Raw genomic sequence first — 16,389 nt, forward strand, 5'->3', positions numbered from 1 at the left:
CCAGCCTGGCCGAGGATTTTGTCAGTATTTTGAATATGGCGCCGCCGGCCAGCCGACCACCGGCTGCGAATAGAAACAGTAGCAAAAATGGCAGTTCGTCGCTATCTCAGTGGAAGAGGTCCGACTGCTTGCGAAATGGCAGCGATCGGCACGGAGCGGCTTGGAACAGGATCATGGCGGCAAGGGATGTACTGACGAAGAACCAGCTTTGCGTTCTCGAGAAGCTCGAGGCCGCCAGCGGCCCGCTCAGCGCCTATACGTTGCTCGACCAACTGCGCGAGCGCGGTTTTCGCGCGCCGCTGCAGGTCTACCGGGCGCTCGACACGCTGGTGAAATCCGGCTTCGTGCACAGGCTCGAAAGCCTCAATTCCTTCGTCGCCTGTGCCGAGCCGCACGACCACAGCCATTCGATGACGGCGTTTGCCATCTGCGACACCTGCGGCCAGGTGACCGAGTTCTCCGACCACGATGTCGGACACCGGCTCGACGAATGGGTGCGTTCGACCGGCTTCGCCGCCAAGAAGGCGGTGATCGAGTTTCGTGGGACATGTGCGAAGTGTTTGGCTGAAGCGGCTTAGCAAGCCCGAAGGCAACACTTCGAAGGCGGCGGGGCAGTATTCACGCCTCGCTGGTGGGCTCACGATGGTTCCTATGGTTTGGCGATAGCCTCCATGAGGCGGAAGCCGCCAGTCAACAAACGACCCGTTGCAGACATTCGGCTATGAAAGTGCAGTCCAAACTACCCTCTCAAGATCGGGAGAGTAGCGTGCGATGATAGCCTGTTGATCATTTTCCTGCGTCAGAATTATCTGCTTCCCAGTAGCGTCACCGAGCAATCGCATAAAGCGGTCAAGGTGCTCAACCTCGGTTTTTCCGCTGACTTGCCTTGGATCGAAGTCGAACTCAATTTCGATAACGGTGAAGAAGTGACATGCAAGCTGAATTGGCCCGACGTAAAAAGACAGTAAGCTGCCTGTTTCGCTTTCCAGGGCCGCTTCGACGCCCAATGGCATCGACTCGATCTTGCCGGAGACACTGAAACTAGCAGGCGGGGTCCATTCCAGGAGGATGTTCCAGACGCCCTGCCAATCTGCCTCAGACGTGTTCAGAACGTAGATGTCTCGCCATGAGCCGTCCCAAGCGAAATCCGATGCTATCTGTTCCCAATTCATGCATGAACCATTCTTGATGACTGCGGTTCTAGCATGACATACGCCATGAGTGCTTTCCACAAATCCCAAGTCCGCTTTCCACCTAGTTTACGGCCTAGCCAACCGGCTTCTTTGAGGTATGCCGGATGTGCAGGATTTCGATTGCATCGGAACGGGCACGATAGAAAACCTTGTAGGGGTAGCGACCTATGAAGAGAACGCGAACGCCAGGAATATCGGTCGCGTGGCCACTTTCTGGAAATTCGGCAAGTCGCGAAATCCCAGCTTGGATCCGAGAAACAACTGAAAGGGCGCCCTGGGGCGCCCGCTCGTCGAGGTAGTTGAAAATCGCCTCGCGTTCGGCAAAGGCCTGCCGCGTAAATCGGACCTTCATAGTCTGCGGCGGGTGTCTGCCGCGCGAACCGTATCCTCATCTACGAAAGTGCCGTGGTCGGCTTCTGCGAGTCCCGTTGTGATGGCGCTGCGCTCTGATTCCGACGTGGCATACACTCCGGTTCGGCGCGCCTCGATGACGCGGGCATAGTCGGCAAGCTCCTCCTGGTCTTCGCGAGGCCAAGCTTCCGCGTGCTTTACCAGGTTCTCGAGTGTCTTCGTGATCATGGGGGCAGTATACCACACCGCTGCTTTTCGTGAACCTTGAGAAAAGATGGCTCAACGGGCGCGTAGGCTGATGAAGGTAGGCCACATCAGAATATTGGGGCTCCTCAACAGGAAGTCGATATCCGTCCCCGCCCTAATGCGCCTCTTCCCAGTTGTTGGCGGCGCGGGCGTCGACGTGCAGCGGCACCGACATCGACACCGCCGGCATGGCCGCGTTCTCCATGACGTGGCACACGACCGGGATCGTCGCCTCGACCTCGGCTTCGATGGTCTCGAAGACCAGCTCGTCATGCACCTGCAGCAGCATGCGGGCGGAAAGCCTGGCTTTTTCCAGGGCATCGTCCATACGGATCATGGCGCGGCGGATGATGTCGGCCGCGGTGCCCTGCAGGCGGGCGTTGATCGAGGCGCGCTCGTTGAAGGCACGGACCGAAGGATTTGACGATCTGATTTCCGGATAGTGGATGCGGCGGCCGAAAATGGTCTCGACGAAGCCGTGCTCGCGGGCATAGGCCTTGGTCGCATCGATATAGTCGCGGATGCCGGGGAAGCGCTCGAAATATTTCTTGATGTAGTCGCCGGCTTCCTCGCGCGCGATCGACAGCTGGTTGGCGAGGCCAAAGGCCGAAATGCCGTAGATGATGCCGAAATTGATCGCCTTGGCACGGCGGCGCACTTCCGAAGGCATGCCCTCGACCGGCACGTTGAACATTTCGGACGCGGTGATGGCGTGGATGTCGGCGCCGTCGGCGAAGGCCTGCTTGAGCTGCGGGATTTCGGCGACGTGGGCCAGCACGCGCAATTCGATCTGGCTGTAGTCGGCGGAAACCAGCTTGTTGCCCTTGTCGGCAATGAAGGCCGTCCTGATCTTTCGCCCCTCGACGGTGCGTACCGGAATGTTCTGCAGATTGGGATCCGAGGACGACAGCCGTCCGGTCGTCGTCGCGGCAAGCGCGTAGGAGGTGTGGACGCGCTTGGTGTCGGGATGGATGAAGCCGGGCAGCGCATCGGTATAGGTCGATTTCAGCTTGGTCAGCTGGCGCCAGTCGACGATCTTACGCGGCAATTCGTGGCCTTCGGCGGCGAGGTCTTCGAGAAGCTGCGCCGAGGTCGACCACTGGCCGGTCTTGGTTTTTGAACCGCCGGGCAGACCCATCCTGCCGAACAGGATGTCGCCGAGCTGTTTTGGCGAGCCGATGTTGATGCGTTCGCCGACCAGCTGGTAGATCTCGTCCTCGAGCCGTGCGGCACCCTGTGCCAGTTCGCCGGAGAGCCGCGACAGGATCTGCCGGTCGACGGAGATGCCGCGCTGCTCCATCCGTGCCAGGACCGGCACCAGCGGCCGTTCCAGCCGTTCATAGACCGAGACCAGGCCCTTGGCGGCAAGCCGTGGCTTCAGCACCTGCCAGAGCCTGAGCGCGACGTCGGCGTGCTCGGCCCCGTAAGCCGTCGCCTTGCCGAGGTCGGCCTGATCGAGGCCGACGAAGCTTCTTCCCGAACCGGCCAGTTCCTTCAGCGGAATGGTCGCGTGGCCGAGCCATTTATCGGCCAGCGCCTCCAGGCCATGGCCACCATGAGTGCCGGCCTCAAGCACGTAGGAGATCAGCATGGTGTCGTCATAGGGGCCGATCTCGATGCCGTGACGGCTCATGACGACAAGGCGGTATTTCATGTCGTGCACGATCTTGAGGACGGATTTGTCCTCGAGCAGCGGCTTGAGCAACGCCAGCGCGTCGCGGATCGGGATCTGGTTTTCGACCGCGCCGCCGCCGAGCAGGTCGCCATTGCCGTTTTTGTGGGCAAGCGGCACGTAGGCGGCGTGGCCGGGCGCGACGGCCATGGCAAGGCCGATCAGTTCGGCCCGCATCGGATCGGGCGAGGAGGTCTTAACGTCGAAGGCGACGATGCCTCTCTCCATCGCCTCGGCGATCCAGACCTTCAGCGTCGCGGCGTCGCGGATGCAGGCGTAGGCGCTGGTGTCGATCTTGCGGGCGGTGGCAGCCTCCAGGCGAAGCGCCGAAAGCAGGGATGGGGTGTCGCCTTGCTTGGCTGCGGCCGGGGCTTCGAGTGCCGCTTTGTCCGACGGCGGTGCGCTCTCGGCGGCCGCGGGCGCGCCAAAACCCATATCGGGGCCATGCGCGGTATCGGCACGCTCTATGGTGACGGGGGTGGCTGGAACGTCGCCCGCGTCGGTTCCGGTCGCTTCGGCCACGCGGCGGGTCAGCGTCGAGAATTCCATGGTCTTGAGAAAGCCGATCAGCCTTGGGCCGTCCGGCGCGTGCAACACGAACTCGTCGAGCCCTTCGGTCACCGGCACGTCGTTCTTCAGCGTCACCAGGTCACGCGAGATGCGCGCCTTGTCGGCATTGGCGATGATCGATTCGCGCCGCTTGTCCTGCTTGATCTCGCCGGCGCGGGCGAGCAGCGTGTCGAGGTCGCCGAACTGTTCGAGCAATTGCGCCGCCGTCTTCGGCCCGATGCCGGGCACGCCCGGCACATTGTCGACCGAATCGCCGGTCAGCGCCTGCAGGTCGATCATTTTCTGTGGCGGCACGCCCCATTTCTCGATCACCTCGGGAACGCCGATCTGGCGGTCCTTCATCGGGTCGTACATGGCAACCGTTGGGCCGACCAGTTGCATCAAGTCCTTGTCGGAAGAGATGATGGTGGTGTCGGCGCTGGCTTCGCAGGCAAGCCGGCAATAGGTGGCGATCAAATCGTCGGCCTCGTAGCCTTCCGTCTCAAGGCATGGCAGGTTGAAGGCCCTGGTCGCCTGGCGGATCAGGCCGAATTGCGGGATCAAATCTTCCGGCGGCGCCGAGCGGTTGGCCTTGTATTCGGGGTAGAGGTCGTTGCGGAAGGTCTTCGACGAATAATCGAAAATCACGGCGAAATGCGTCGGCACGATGCCGACATCGGTGTTGCGGGCGTCCTGCGTCAGCTTCCAGACCATGTTGCAGAAGCCGAGCACGGCACTGGTCGGCAGCCCGTCGGACTTGCGGGACAGCGGCGGAAGCGCGTGATAGGCACGGAAGATGTAACCGGAGCCGTCGACAAGGAAGAGATGATCGCCTTTTTTCATGGCACGAGGGATAGCGCGGCGCAGCGCCGCGGTCCATGCCAAAGGCGGCTTCCGCCAAGGGTTCCGGCAACACCCTGACAAATGGCGTGCGAGCTTGGCCGGCCCTGCCGGCCTGGCCGGAGCTTTGTTCGCTCACGCCTATGTTACAAAAGTGTAATTTTTGTGCCCTTGAATCGCCACGTTCGCAGACACAGATAAACGCCATCGGCAGTTTTCGCCGAAGTCCGGAGCAAGGCCCGTCCCCCGCCTATCCCGGACACTTGCGGCAGCCTATCCCCCCTCTCCGGGCTGCCGCATCGTTTCGAGTAAGGCCGCCGTGGTTCCCCCTCCACCACGGCGGCATTTTTTTGCCTTTCGATAAGATCCTGCCTTGTGGCCTAACGGTCGCGGGCTTTCCGTTTCGCCGTATGGGCTCTAGATTCGCCGCCAGAATCGAAAGGCCCCGCCAGATGTCCGCAGTTTCCCCTGTTCTCGACCGCCTAGACAAGAACTTCGACCAGAGCCTGGAACGCCTGTTCGGCCTGCTCGGCATCAAGTCGATCTCCACCGATCCGGACTATGCCGCCGACTGCCGCAAGGCCGCCGAATGGCTGGTCGCCGAGCTCAAGCTGATCGGCTTCGACGCCAGCGTGCGCGACACGCCGGGGCATCCGATGGTGGTCGCGCATCACGATGGGCCGGCGGGCGCGCCGCATCTGCTGTTTTACGGCCATTACGACGTCCAGCCGGTCGATCCGATCGAGCTGTGGGAAAGCGACCCGTTCGCGCCGGCGGTCAGGGAGATCGAGCCCGGCCACAAGGTGATCACCGGACGCGGCGCGGCCGACGACAAGGGGCAGCTGATGACCTTCGTCGAGGCCTGCCGCGCGTGGAAGCAGGTGCATGGCGGATTGCCGTGCCGAATCACAATCCTGTTCGAGGGCGAGGAGGAGTCCGGATCGCCGTCGCTGAAACCGTTTCTCGAGGCGAACGCGGATGAGCTCAGGGCCGATTTCGCGCTGGTCTGCGACACCGGCATGTGGGACCGCGATACGCCGTCGATCTGCGTCTCGCTGCGCGGGCTGGTCGGCGAGGAGATCACGGTGAGCGCCGCAGACCGCGACCTGCATTCCGGGCTCTATGGCGGTGCGGCCGCCAATCCGATCCGCATCCTGGCAAAGATCCTGGCCGACCTCCACGATGCGGATGGTCACGTCACCATTCCAGGTTTTTATGACGGCGTCGAGGAAACGCCGTCGCAGATATTGCAGTCGTGGCTGTCGCTCGGCGAGACGGCCGAGACCTTCCTCGGCCCGATTGGCCTGTCGATTCCGTCCGGCGAAAAGGGCCGCTCGGTGCTCGAGCTCACCTGGGCGCGACCGACGGCCGAGTTCAACGGCATTATCGGCGGCTATACCGGCAAGGGCTTCAAGACGGTGATCGCCGCGCAAGCCTCGGCAAAAGTCTCCTTCCGCCTGGTCCACAAACAGGATCCGGCAAAAATCCGCGCCGCCTTCCAGGCATTCGCCAGGGAGCGCGTTCCGGCCGACTGCTCGGTCGAATTTCATCCGCATGGCGGCTCGCCGGCGATCCAGCTTTCCTACGACTCGCCCTTCCTCGCCAAGGCCAAGCAGGCGCTATCCGACGAATGGCCGAAGCCGGCGGTGGTGACCGGCAGCGGCGGCTCGATCCCGGTGGTCGGCGATTTCCAGACCTATCTCGGCATGGAATCGCTGCTGGTCGGTTTCGGTCTCGACGACGACCGCATCCACTCGCCGAACGAGAAGTACGAGATGAGTTCCTTCCACAAGGGCCAGCGCTCCTGGGCGCGCATTCTAGAGGCGCTGACACGCTGAAATTGCGCCAGACTCAAGTTTTTGTTGATTTTTCGCCGGATCGCGGCAAGGACGGGCACGGTCCGTCGCGCATCGCTGCACGGGGCCGCGACCGGAGAAGACGATGAGCGACATACGTTTCCACAAAAACGATCTGCCCGGCCTGCTGCATTACGATGTCGGGGCGGTCGCCATCGACACCGAGACGCTGGGGCTGAACCCGCATCGCGACCGGCTCTGCGTCGTGCAGATCTCGCCGGGCGATGGCTCGGCCGACGTCATCCAGATCGCGCCCGGCCAGAAGAAGGCGCCGAACCTCGTCAGCCTGCTGAAGAACCGCAGCATCACCAAGCTGTTCCATTACGGCCGCTTCGATCTCGCCGTGCTCTACAACGCTTTCGGCGTCATGCCGGAGCCGGTGTTCTGCACCAAGATCGCGTCGCGGCTGACGCGCACCTACACCGACCGGCACGGGCTCAAGGACATCTGCTTCGAGCTTCTCGGCGTCGGCCTATCGAAGGCGCAGCAATCATCGGACTGGGCCGCCGAGACGCTGTCGCCCGAGCAGCTCGAATATGCCGCCTCCGACGTGCTCTATTTGCACCGGCTGCGCGACGTGCTCAGCGCGCGGCTGGCGCGCGACAACCGGACCAGGGAAGCCGATGCCTGCTTCCGCTTCCTGCCGACGCGTGCGAAACTCGACCTGATGGGCTGGGATGAAGAGGACATCTTCGCCCACAGCTGATGGCCCTCTGGCACTTTAACGCCGTCGGCCGGGAGGAACTGAAATGGCTGCCCGAAAATCAATCGAAACGGCACCGAAGGACGGTTCCAAGGTCACCGTCTACTGGCAGGATAGCGACGGCGTGATGAACGAGAGCATCGCGCAATACCGTTCGCTCGACCGGCTGAAGGCGGCCGGCGGCGACTGGGACGAAAGCGACGCCGGCTGGTGGGCCTATACCGACGGCCATACGCAAAGGAAGATCGAGCCGATCCGCTGGCGGCCGGCCTCCGACGACCCGGATGCCGACGACTGAGGGTTGTCGCAACCGCCGAACTGAAGTGATTATTCTGAGGCAAAGCATATTTTGTTCTTGCTTTGTGCCGGCAGCTATGCTACTAATTTCGCTATGGTGCTCATTGGCTCCAGCGACCCGCCCGCCGAGGCGGGTTTTTCATTTCCGGCTTTGGCGCTGTCGCGGGCCGCAGCCGTTCGGCAAGCGACTGAATACAGTTTATTTCGATTTTTCCCGACTTAACCCGCCTTTAAACCGCCGCATCTAGTCTTCAACCCCAACGCCATAGGCATGGGGAAGACAGCACAGCGCATGGCGAACCGGAAAGACAGCCGCATCGAGCCCAGCTTCGAGGCATCGCCGGGGGCGAGATCCTCGGCCGGTTTTTCGGTAAGCGAGGAGGACCGCGTCGTGCCGAGCAACCGAAAAGCCGCTGCAAAGCGCAAATCGTCCAAGGCCAAGCCGCCGCGCGGCGGGCGCGGCAAAAGCCGGCGCGGCGTGTTCGGCGTGCTTGCCCGGCTGTTCTACTGGTGCTTCGTGCTGGCCATCTGGGGCGGTATCGCCACTGCCGGCATCGTCGTCTATTACGGCGCGAAAATGCCGGCGGCCACCACCTGGGCCATTCCCGATCGCGCCCCCAACATCAAGATCGTCTCGGTCGACGGCCAGCTGCTTGGCAATCGCGGCATGAGCGGCGGCGAGGCCGTCGGCCTGCACGAAATGTCGCCCTATATTCCCGAGGCCGTCATCGCCATCGAAGACCGCCGTTTCTATTCGCATTTCGGCATCGACCCGATCGGCCTTTCCCGGGCCATGGTGACCAATGTGCTGGGCGGGCATTTTTCGCAGGGCGGCTCGACGCTGACCCAGCAGCTGGCCAAGAACCTGTTCCTGACGCCGGACCGCACGCTGGAACGCAAGGTGCAGGAAGTGCTCTTGGCGCTGTGGCTGGAGCACAAGCATACGAAGGACCAGATCCTCGAAATGTACCTCAACCGGGTCTATTTCGGCTCCGGCGCCTATGGCGTCGAAGCGGCCTCGCGCCGCTATTTCGGCAAGAGCGCGCGCGACGTCACGCTGTCGGAGGCCGCACTCCTCGCCGGCCTGCTCAAGGCGCCGTCGCGGCTGTCGCCGGCGCGCGACCCGAAGGCGGCCGAGCAGCGCTCGCAGCTGGTGCTCGCCGCGATGCGCGACGAGGGCAAGATCAGCGCCAAGGAGCAGACAACGGCGATGAGCGCGCCGGCGACACGCGCGCCGTCCTACTGGACCGGCTCGGAAAACTACGTCGCCGATACGATCATGGAAGAACTGCCCGACCTGATCGGCGACGTGCGCCGCGATATCGTCGTCGACACGACCGTCGATCTGACGCTGCAGAAGCTCGCCGAGCAATCGATCCGCCGGCTGATCGACCAGAGCGGCAAAAAACTCAATGTCAGTCAGGGCGCGCTGGTGTCGATCGACAATTCCGGCGCGGTGCGCGCGATGGTCGGCGGTTACGACTATTCGACCAGCCAGTTCGACCGCGCCTCGGAAGCGCGCCGGCAGCCGGGCTCGGCGTTCAAGCCGTTCGTCTATATGGCGGCGCTGGAATCCGGCCGCACGCCCGACAGCGTGCGCAACGACGCGCCAATCAAGATCGGCAACTGGACGCCCGACAATTACGGCGGCAAATATTTCGGCAAGGTGACGCTGGCGACGGCGCTGGCAAAATCGCTGAACTCGGTTGCCGCGCAGCTGACCATGGAAGTCGGGCCGAACGCGGTGGTCGAGGCGGCGCACCGCATGGGCATTCAGTCCGAGCTGACGGCCAACACCTCGATCGCGCTGGGCACCTCGGAAGTGACGCCGCTGGAACTGACCTCGGCCTATGTTCCCTTCGCCAATGGCGGTTATAAGCCCGACATTCATTTCATCCGCCGGGTCACGACGAGCGACGGCAAGGTGCTCTACGAAAACAATGGCGGCGGTGCGCCGCGCGTCGTCAAGCCCGATGTCGTCGGTATGATGAACTCGATGATGACCGGCACGGTCGAGATCGGCACGGCCAGGAAGGCGGCGTTCGCCTGGCCGGCGGCCGGCAAGACCGGCACCAGCCAGAACTCGCGCGACGCCTGGTTCATCGGCTATACCGCCAATCTGACCACCGGCGTCTGGTTCGGCAACGATGACGGCAGCGCGATGAAGAAGGTCACCGGCGGCGCACTGCCGGCGCAGGCCTGGCACGAGTTCATGGTCGCCGCGCATGAGGGCGTGCCGGTGCGGCCGCTGCCCGGAACCTGGAAGTCGACGCCGCCCGACACCATCGTCCCGGACGACATACCGTCCGACACGGCGCCGCCGGCGCCGGTCGCTTCCGTTGGCCAATCGGCGCCGCCTGCGGCAGCTACCCAGTCGGCTTCGCGTCCCGTGCGTCCTGCCGAGACGGTCGATGCCGGCGGCCTGGCCATGCCGGGCGTCGACGGCACCACCGGATCGATCAAGCACCCGGTGCCGCCCGGCAATGTCGGCGGCCCGGTCAAGAAGCGGCAGACGTCGATCCTGGACATCCTGACAGGCGGCTGAACAACAGGCCCCCTCGCCACCGCTGCCGCGTTCCGCTACATCTCCCGTTTGGAGACCGCGAATGGCAGAGACCGACACCAGAAAGACCATTGTGCTGACCGGCGCCAGCCGTGGCATCGGCCACGCTACGGTCAAGCGCTTTTCACGCGAAGGCTGGCGCGTCATCACTTGCTCGCGCCAGGCCTTTGCCGAGGACTGCCCGTGGCCGGCCGGACCGGAAGACCACATCAAGGTCGATCTCGCCCACCAGGAGGATGTCGGCATCGCCATCTCGGAAATCCGCCACCGGCTCGAGGCGCATGGCGGCCAGCTGCATGCGCTGGTCAACAATGCCGGCATCTCGCCCAAGCTCAAGGACGGCAACAGCCGCATGAACTCGATCGACACGCCGATGCATGTCTGGCGCGACGTCTTCCAGGTCAATTTCTTCGCCCCGATCATGCTGGCGCGGGGCCTGTTCAAGGAGCTGGCGTCGGCCAAGGGCTCGATCGTCAACGTCACCTCGATCGCCGGCACCCGCGTGCATCCTTTCGCCGGTACCGCCTATGCGACGTCGAAGGCGGCACTCGGCTCGCTGACCCGCGAGATGGCGCATGATTTCGGCCCCCACGGCATTCGCGTCAATGCGATTGCGCCGGGCGAGATCGACACCGCGATCCTGTCGCCGGGCACCGAAAAAATCGTCGAGACCATTCCGCTGAGAAGGCTGGGCACCACGGCGGAAGTCGCCGACATCATCTTCTTCCTGTGCTCGCAGCAGGCGTCCTACGTGACCGGCTCGGAAATACACATCAATGGCGGCCAGCACGTGTAGAAGGCTTTCCAGGCGAGCGAGCCGGCAGGATTTGTCAGCATCGCGGGCGGCGTGTTCAAGTCTGGCGGCGGTTGACGCCGCCGATGCCCGATCAGGTCGCCTGCAGCAGGTTCTCGATATCGGGTATGCTGTGGTTGGTCAGCGTCTTTGGAATTTCGGCCGTTATCTTGTCGGTGACCTCCTTGTGCAGTTTCCTGCGCATGTCGCCCAGCACCGGCGGCGGCGCGATCAGCACGATCTCCTTGAAGCTGCCGCGATGCGCGAGCTTGTAGAGCCTGTCGGCAATCTCTTCGGCAAAACGCTCCTTGCCGAGACGGTGCCAGTCGGTGTCCTCGACCGCACTGCGGTGGACGGAAGGGCCGTCGCTGTAGCGGCCGGGGCGGTCGGTGCCCTGTTCTCGGGTTGCCGGATTTTCCTGCTCCATCTCGTGCACGACCTGAAGGTCGGGATATTGGACGTCTCCACGGTTCTCGAGAAACAGCGCCTTTTCGCCATCTGCCACCACGATCCACAGTCCGCGTTTCAGTCTGACGTTGCTCATGGGGCGCTCCTTTTTTGATTTTTCGAGCCCATCGCCGGGCCTTTGCCGCAGGGGTGTGACCGGGCCTGGGTCCATAGAGCAAACGCGTGCCGAGGCGGGAATGTTCCGGCACTCGGACCCGGTATTCCGACAAGGGCCGGCGAGAGCGCCGGGCTGCCTTTGATGGCTCGGTCGGCATCCGGCGGCTTAATCTACTAAATTGATAGAATTTAGAAAAATCTGTTTTGTGGTTAGCTCCTCCGGCCGCTAGAAAGGCAGCGGATCAAGGGCTGCAACAGCAGCTTCAATCTGCTCCGCATTTGAATGTGGAATATTTTTCTCTTGGCCTTCATGCTTGCAGAAAAGAGATTGCCTGCTACGAAGCGATGCGCGAGTGGGTGCCTTCTGGTTTTTCGCGCCCCCGCGTAGAACTGACAAACGGTTCCAGGATTCCGCTCGTCATGCCGCAAGCCACGCCCAAGCTCAATGCCTTTCCCGTCTTCATGCGGGTCGAGGGCGAAGCCATAGCCATCGTCGGCGGCGCAGAGGAAGCGCTGGCCAAGGCGCGGCTGCTCGCGCAGTCGAGCGCTGCGCTGCGCATCGTCAGCGATGAAACAAGCCCGGAGCTGCTGGCCTTTATCGCCGAGACGGGGGCCGCCCACATCGCCGAGGCCTATGATGCAGCACATCTCAATGGTGCGGTGATGGTGTTTGCCGCCAGCGGCGACGAGGCGCTCGATCGCCGCGTTGCCGGGGATGCGCGCCGGCTGGGCATTCCGGTCAATGCCGTCGACCGGCCGGAGCTATGCGATTTCTTCACGCCGGCACTGGTCAACCGCGCGCCGGTCGCCATTGCCATCGGCACGGAAGGTGCCGGCCCGGTGCTGGCGCAGATGCTGCGCAGCCGCATCGACCGCATGCTGGCGCCCTCGCTCGGTCCGCTCGCAGCCCTTGCCGCGTCGTTTCGCGACGCCGCCGAAAAACTGTTGCCGAAAGGCAATGCCCGCCGCCGCTTCTGGAGCGATTTCTTTGGCGGCGCGCCGGCCCGCGCTGTCGAGGCCGGCGAGCTTTCGCAGGCGCATGATGCGGCCGTCGGCCTGCTGCTTTCGAAAGAGCCGGCATCGGGCCATATCGCGCTTGTAGGCGCCGGTCCAGGCGCCGAGGACCTTTTGACGCTGCGCGCCCATCGCCTGCTGATGGAAGCCGACGTGATCGTCCATGACGCGCTGGTGCCGGAGGCGATCGTCGCCATGGGCCGCCGCGATGCCGAGCGCCTGCCGGTCGGCAAGCGCAAGGGCTGCCATTCCAAGAGCCAGGCCGAGATCAATGCGCTGCTGGTCGAGCTTGGCCACGCCGGCAAGCGTGTCGTGCGGCTGAAGTCCGGCGACCCGCTGGTGTTCGGCCGGGCCGGCGAGGAGATGGCGGCACTTCGCGATGCCGGCGTCGCCTACGAAGTGGTTCCGGGCGTCACCGCGGCCTTCGCCGCCGCCGCCGATTTCGAACTGCCGCTGACGCTGCGCGGCGTGTCGTCGTCGATGGTGTTCACCACCGGCCATGACCTCAAGGGAAATTCGCTGCCAGATTGGGCAAAGCTCGCTATTTCCGGCGCGACGGTCGCCGTCTATATGGGCCGCTCGGTCGCTGCAGAGGTCGCCGGCCGGCTGATCGAAGCCGGCTTGTCGCCGGATACGGCCGTCGCCGTGGTCGAGAATGCCAGCCTTGCCAGCCGCCGTCGTTTCCACGGCACGCTCGCCGACCTGCCGTCGCTGGAGGCGCGCGCCGACCTCAGCGGCCCGGTGATGACCATCATCGGCGACGCGGTCGCCGGCGCCAATTTCGAACGGTCCGAGCCGCTGGCGGCACACAGGCAGGAAAGCGTGGCCCGTGCTGCCGCGCAAGGAGTGAACCAATGAAAGTCCTGACCGCGAACCGCCTCGCCGACGGCATAGCCGTCTGGTACGCCAATGGCGGCTGGGCCGAGACCATCGACCATGCCGACATCGCCCATGACAAAGCGGCCGAGGACCGGCTGGAGGCGATCGGCGCCAAGGCCTCCGCCAACAACGAAGTGGTCGACGTCAACCTGATAGACGTGACCGTGGCCAACGGCACGGTCGAAGCGGTCCGGCTGCGTGAAAAGATCCGTGCCGCCGGCCCGACCACCCGCAACGACCTGGGCAAGCAGGCCCGTCCGCAAGCCGCACGCGCGGCATAGATGACCCAAGCATGATCCCGATCATGCTCGAACGAAGAAAATAACGGGCGGACGCGCCCGGAAAGACCTGAATATGTACCGTTACGATGAGTTCGACCACGATTTCGTCAAGGCCCGCGTCGCCGAGTTCAGCGACCAGGTCGCGCGGCGCCTTGCCGGCGAGATCACCGAGGACCAGTTCCGGCCGCTTCGGCTGATGAACGGCGTCTATCTGCAGCTGCATGCCTATATGCTGCGCATCGCGGTGCCCTACGGCACGCTAAACAGCAAGCAGCTGCGCATGCTCGGCCACATTGCCCGCAAATACGACAAAGGTTATGGGCATTTCACGACGCGCCAGAACATCCAGTTCAACTGGCCGGCGCTGTCGGACATCCCGGCGATCCTGGCGGATCTGGCAAGCGTCGAGATGCACGCGATCCAGACCAGCGGCAACTGCATTCGCAACGTCACTGCCGACCACTTCGCCGGCGCAGCCGCCGACGAGGTTGCCGATCCGCGCCCCTATGCCGAAATCCTGCGGCAATGGTCCTCGGTGCATCCGGAGTTCTTGTTCCTGCCGCGAAAATTCAAGATCGCGGTGACCGGCGCCGAGCGCGACCGCGCCGCCATCCAGACGCACGACATCGGCCTGCACCTGAAGAAGAACGCCGCCGGCGAGCTTGGTTTCGCCGTCTATGTCGGCGGCGGCCAGGGCCGCACGCCAATGGTCGCCAAGAAGATCCGCGACTTCCTGCCCGAAGCGGATCTGTTGTCCTACTGCACGGCGATCCTGCGCGTTTACAACCTCTACGGCCGTCGCGACAACAAGTTCAAGGCGCGCATCAAGATCCTGGTCCATGAGACCGGCGTCGAGGAGATCACCCGCCAGGTCGAGGCCGAATGGCAGGAGTTGAAGGACGCCGAGCTGAGGCTGCCGGAAGAAGACATCCGCGCCATCGACGCCTACTTCGCGCCGCCGGCGCTTGTCGACCGGCCGGAAGGCGATGAGGCGGTCAAGCTTGCCCGCCTCGACTCCAAGAGCTTTTCCGAATGGCTGGACCAGAATGTGGTCACCCATCGCCATCCCGACTACGCGGCGGTGACCATCTCGCTCAAGGGCATCGGCGAGACGCCCGGCGATGCCTCCGACAGCCAGATGGAAGCGGTCGCCGACATTGCCGAAAAATATTCATTCGACGAGTTGCGCGTCAGCCACGAGCAGAACCTGATCCTGCCGCATGTGGCGCGTGCCGACCTCAAGGCGGTCTATGACGCGCTTGTCGATATCGGGCTGGCGACGGCCAATTCCAACCTGATCAGCGACATCATCTCCTGCCCCGGCCTCGACTATTGCGCGCTGGCAACGGCGCGTTCCATTCCCGTGGCGCAGGAAATCTCGCGGCGCTTTGCTTCGCTGGAGCGCCAGCGCGACATCGGCGAATTGAAGCTGAAGATTTCCGGCTGCATCAATGCCTGCGGCCATCACCATGTCGGCCATATCGGCATCCTCGGGGTCGAGAAGAAAGGCGCCGAGCTCTACCAGGTGACGCTCGGCGGCTCGGCCGACGAGAACACCTCGGTCGGCGAGATCATCGGCCGCGGCTTCAGCTCGGAAGAGATCACCGACGCCATCGAGCAGATCGTCGAGACCTATCTCGGGCTTCGGCTGGACAGAAACGAAAGATTCATCGACGCCTACCGCCGTGTCGGTCCCGCGCCGTTCAAGGAGGCGCTCTATGCTGGCGAAGCCAAGGCCGCTTGACCGGATCGTCGACGTCGAGGCCGGCCTCGCCGCCCAAGCGGCGGGTCTCGACGCGCTCTACGGCCATCTGAAGCCGCTGGAGATCATCGAGCGGTCGACCCGGGAGTTCTTTCACGGCGAAATCGCCGCCGTCTCGTCCTTCGGCGCGGATTCGGCGGTGCTGCTGCACATGATCGCCGAGATCGACCGGACGCTGCCGGTGATCTTTCTCGACACCGGCAAGCATTTCGAGGAGACGCTCGGCTATCGTGACGCGCTGGCCGCCGATTTCGGGCTGAGCGATATCCGGGTGATCAGGCCCGACGATGCGGCGCTGGCAAGGATCGACCCGACCGGCAATCTGAACGAGACCGACACCGACGCCTGCTGCGACGTCCGCAAGGTCGAGCCGCTGGCGCGCGGCGTCGAGCCGTTCCGCGCCTGGTTCACCGGCCGCAAGCGCTTCCAGGCGGCGACCCGGGCAGCGCTCCCGGTGTTCGAGGCGGTCGGCTCGCGCATCCGCATCAATCCGCTGGCGCACTGGACGACATCGGACCAGGCCGGCTACATGCGCGCACATGCGCTGCGTGAAAACCCGCTGGTCGCCTATGGCTATCTGTCGATCGGCTGTTTCCCATGCACGCAGCCGGTGCAACCGGGCGACGACGCGCGCAGCGGCCGCTGGGCCGGGCACGCCAAGACCGAATGCGGCATCCACTTGTCGGGGCTGGAAAGGTCGCTGACCGACGCCTCGCTTTAGGGTATGTTGATATTCAGCCGGCCTGCAAACGGCGGCTTCCTGCGCTTCCGGCGCTCACGTACCCAAAGTACGCTCCGCTCCGGTTGTCGGAAGCCACCCAGTTTG

Annotated in this window: 14 protein-coding genes; 10 read left to right on the forward strand and 4 right to left on the reverse strand. The window is 63.7% G+C overall.

The genetic code is table 11. The features are described from left to right. The first annotated feature begins 173 nt into the window (after nt 1-173). On the forward strand, nt 174-578 hold the full coding sequence (locus tag NKI70_RS13430; RefSeq protein WP_023675234.1) for a Fur family transcriptional regulator: 405 nt from the start codon (nt 174-176) through the stop codon (nt 576-578). A 141-nt stretch (nt 579-719) separates the two neighbouring features. Here the strand turns inward: NKI70_RS13430 and NKI70_RS13435 are convergent, their stop codons facing one another. The 3 genes from NKI70_RS13435 to polA form a co-directional block, all read right to left on the reverse strand. Continuing rightward, nucleotides 720-1,172: a hypothetical protein gene (locus tag NKI70_RS13435; protein ID WP_352568251.1), complete on the reverse strand. Its 453-nt coding sequence runs from the start codon at nt 1,170-1,172 to the stop codon at nt 720-722. Between the two features lie 94 nt (nt 1,173-1,266). Then, nucleotides 1,267-1,545 carry a type II toxin-antitoxin system RelE/ParE family toxin gene (locus tag NKI70_RS13440; RefSeq protein WP_352577441.1) on the reverse strand — a complete coding sequence of 93 codons (279 nt, stop codon included), beginning with the start codon at nt 1,543-1,545 and terminating at the stop codon, nt 1,267-1,269. Nucleotides 1,546-1,905: 360 nt separating this feature from the next. Then, a complete protein-coding gene (gene polA, locus NKI70_RS13445) occupies nt 1,906-4,854 on the reverse strand; it encodes a DNA polymerase I (RefSeq protein WP_352588498.1) in 2,949 nt (982 codons plus the stop codon). 449 nt (nt 4,855-5,303) lie between these two features. On the opposite strand from polA, the gene NKI70_RS13450 reads away from it, so the two are divergent. The 5 genes from NKI70_RS13450 (at nt 5,304) to NKI70_RS13470 (ending at nt 11,066) form a co-directional block, all read left to right on the forward strand. After that, a complete protein-coding gene (locus NKI70_RS13450; protein WP_352698481.1) occupies nt 5,304-6,689 on the forward strand; it encodes a M20/M25/M40 family metallo-hydrolase in 1,386 nt (461 codons plus the stop codon). Between the two features lie 103 nt (nt 6,690-6,792). Continuing rightward, the gene (locus NKI70_RS13455) at nt 6,793-7,413 is read left to right on the forward strand and encodes a ribonuclease D (protein ID WP_023675237.1); all 621 of its coding nucleotides are present in this window, start codon (nt 6,793-6,795) and stop codon (nt 7,411-7,413) included. Nucleotides 7,414-7,456: 43 nt separating this feature from the next. After that, nucleotides 7,457-7,708: a hypothetical protein gene (locus NKI70_RS13460; RefSeq protein WP_352698483.1), complete on the forward strand. Its 252-nt coding sequence runs from the start codon at nt 7,457-7,459 to the stop codon at nt 7,706-7,708. Between the two features lie 291 nt (nt 7,709-7,999). Further along, the gene (locus NKI70_RS13465; protein WP_023675239.1) at nt 8,000-10,252 is read left to right on the forward strand and encodes a transglycosylase domain-containing protein; all 2,253 of its coding nucleotides are present in this window, start codon (nt 8,000-8,002) and stop codon (nt 10,250-10,252) included. 61 nt (nt 10,253-10,313) lie between these two features. After that, entirely contained in the window at nt 10,314-11,066 is a 753-nt protein-coding gene (locus NKI70_RS13470; protein ID WP_352724663.1) for an SDR family NAD(P)-dependent oxidoreductase, read from the forward strand. A 91-nt stretch (nt 11,067-11,157) separates the two neighbouring features. On the opposite strand, the gene NKI70_RS13475 is transcribed toward NKI70_RS13470, so the two are convergent. After that, nucleotides 11,158-11,607, reverse strand: a complete 450-nt coding sequence (locus NKI70_RS13475; RefSeq protein WP_023675241.1) for a baeRF12 domain-containing protein — start codon at nt 11,605-11,607, stop codon at nt 11,158-11,160. Between the two features lie 440 nt (nt 11,608-12,047). On the opposite strand from NKI70_RS13475, the gene cysG reads away from it, so the two are divergent. The 4 genes from cysG (at nt 12,048) to NKI70_RS13495 (ending at nt 16,284) form a co-directional block, all read left to right on the forward strand. Then, nucleotides 12,048-13,499 (forward strand): siroheme synthase CysG, encoded by a 1,452-nt coding sequence (cysG, locus tag NKI70_RS13480; RefSeq protein ID WP_352724664.1) that lies wholly within the window; start codon nt 12,048-12,050, stop codon nt 13,497-13,499. Next, a complete protein-coding gene (locus NKI70_RS13485; protein WP_352453967.1) occupies nt 13,496-13,801 on the forward strand; it encodes a DUF2849 domain-containing protein in 306 nt (101 codons plus the stop codon). Before cysG ends, NKI70_RS13485 begins: the two co-directional genes overlap by 4 nt. Nucleotides 13,802-13,874: 73 nt before the next feature. Next, nucleotides 13,875-15,545: a nitrite/sulfite reductase gene (locus NKI70_RS13490; protein WP_352724665.1), complete on the forward strand. Its 1,671-nt coding sequence runs from the start codon at nt 13,875-13,877 to the stop codon at nt 15,543-15,545. Next, complete coding sequence (locus tag NKI70_RS13495) at nt 15,520-16,284, forward strand: phosphoadenylyl-sulfate reductase (protein WP_352724666.1); 765 nt, start codon at nt 15,520-15,522, stop codon at nt 16,282-16,284. The genes NKI70_RS13490 and NKI70_RS13495 overlap by 26 nt, the downstream gene beginning before the upstream one ends. Nucleotides 16,285-16,389 lie beyond the last annotated feature (105 nt).

The organism is Mesorhizobium sp. M0500 (assembly GCF_040321165.1).
Lineage (GTDB): Bacteria > Pseudomonadota > Alphaproteobacteria > Rhizobiales > Rhizobiaceae > Mesorhizobium.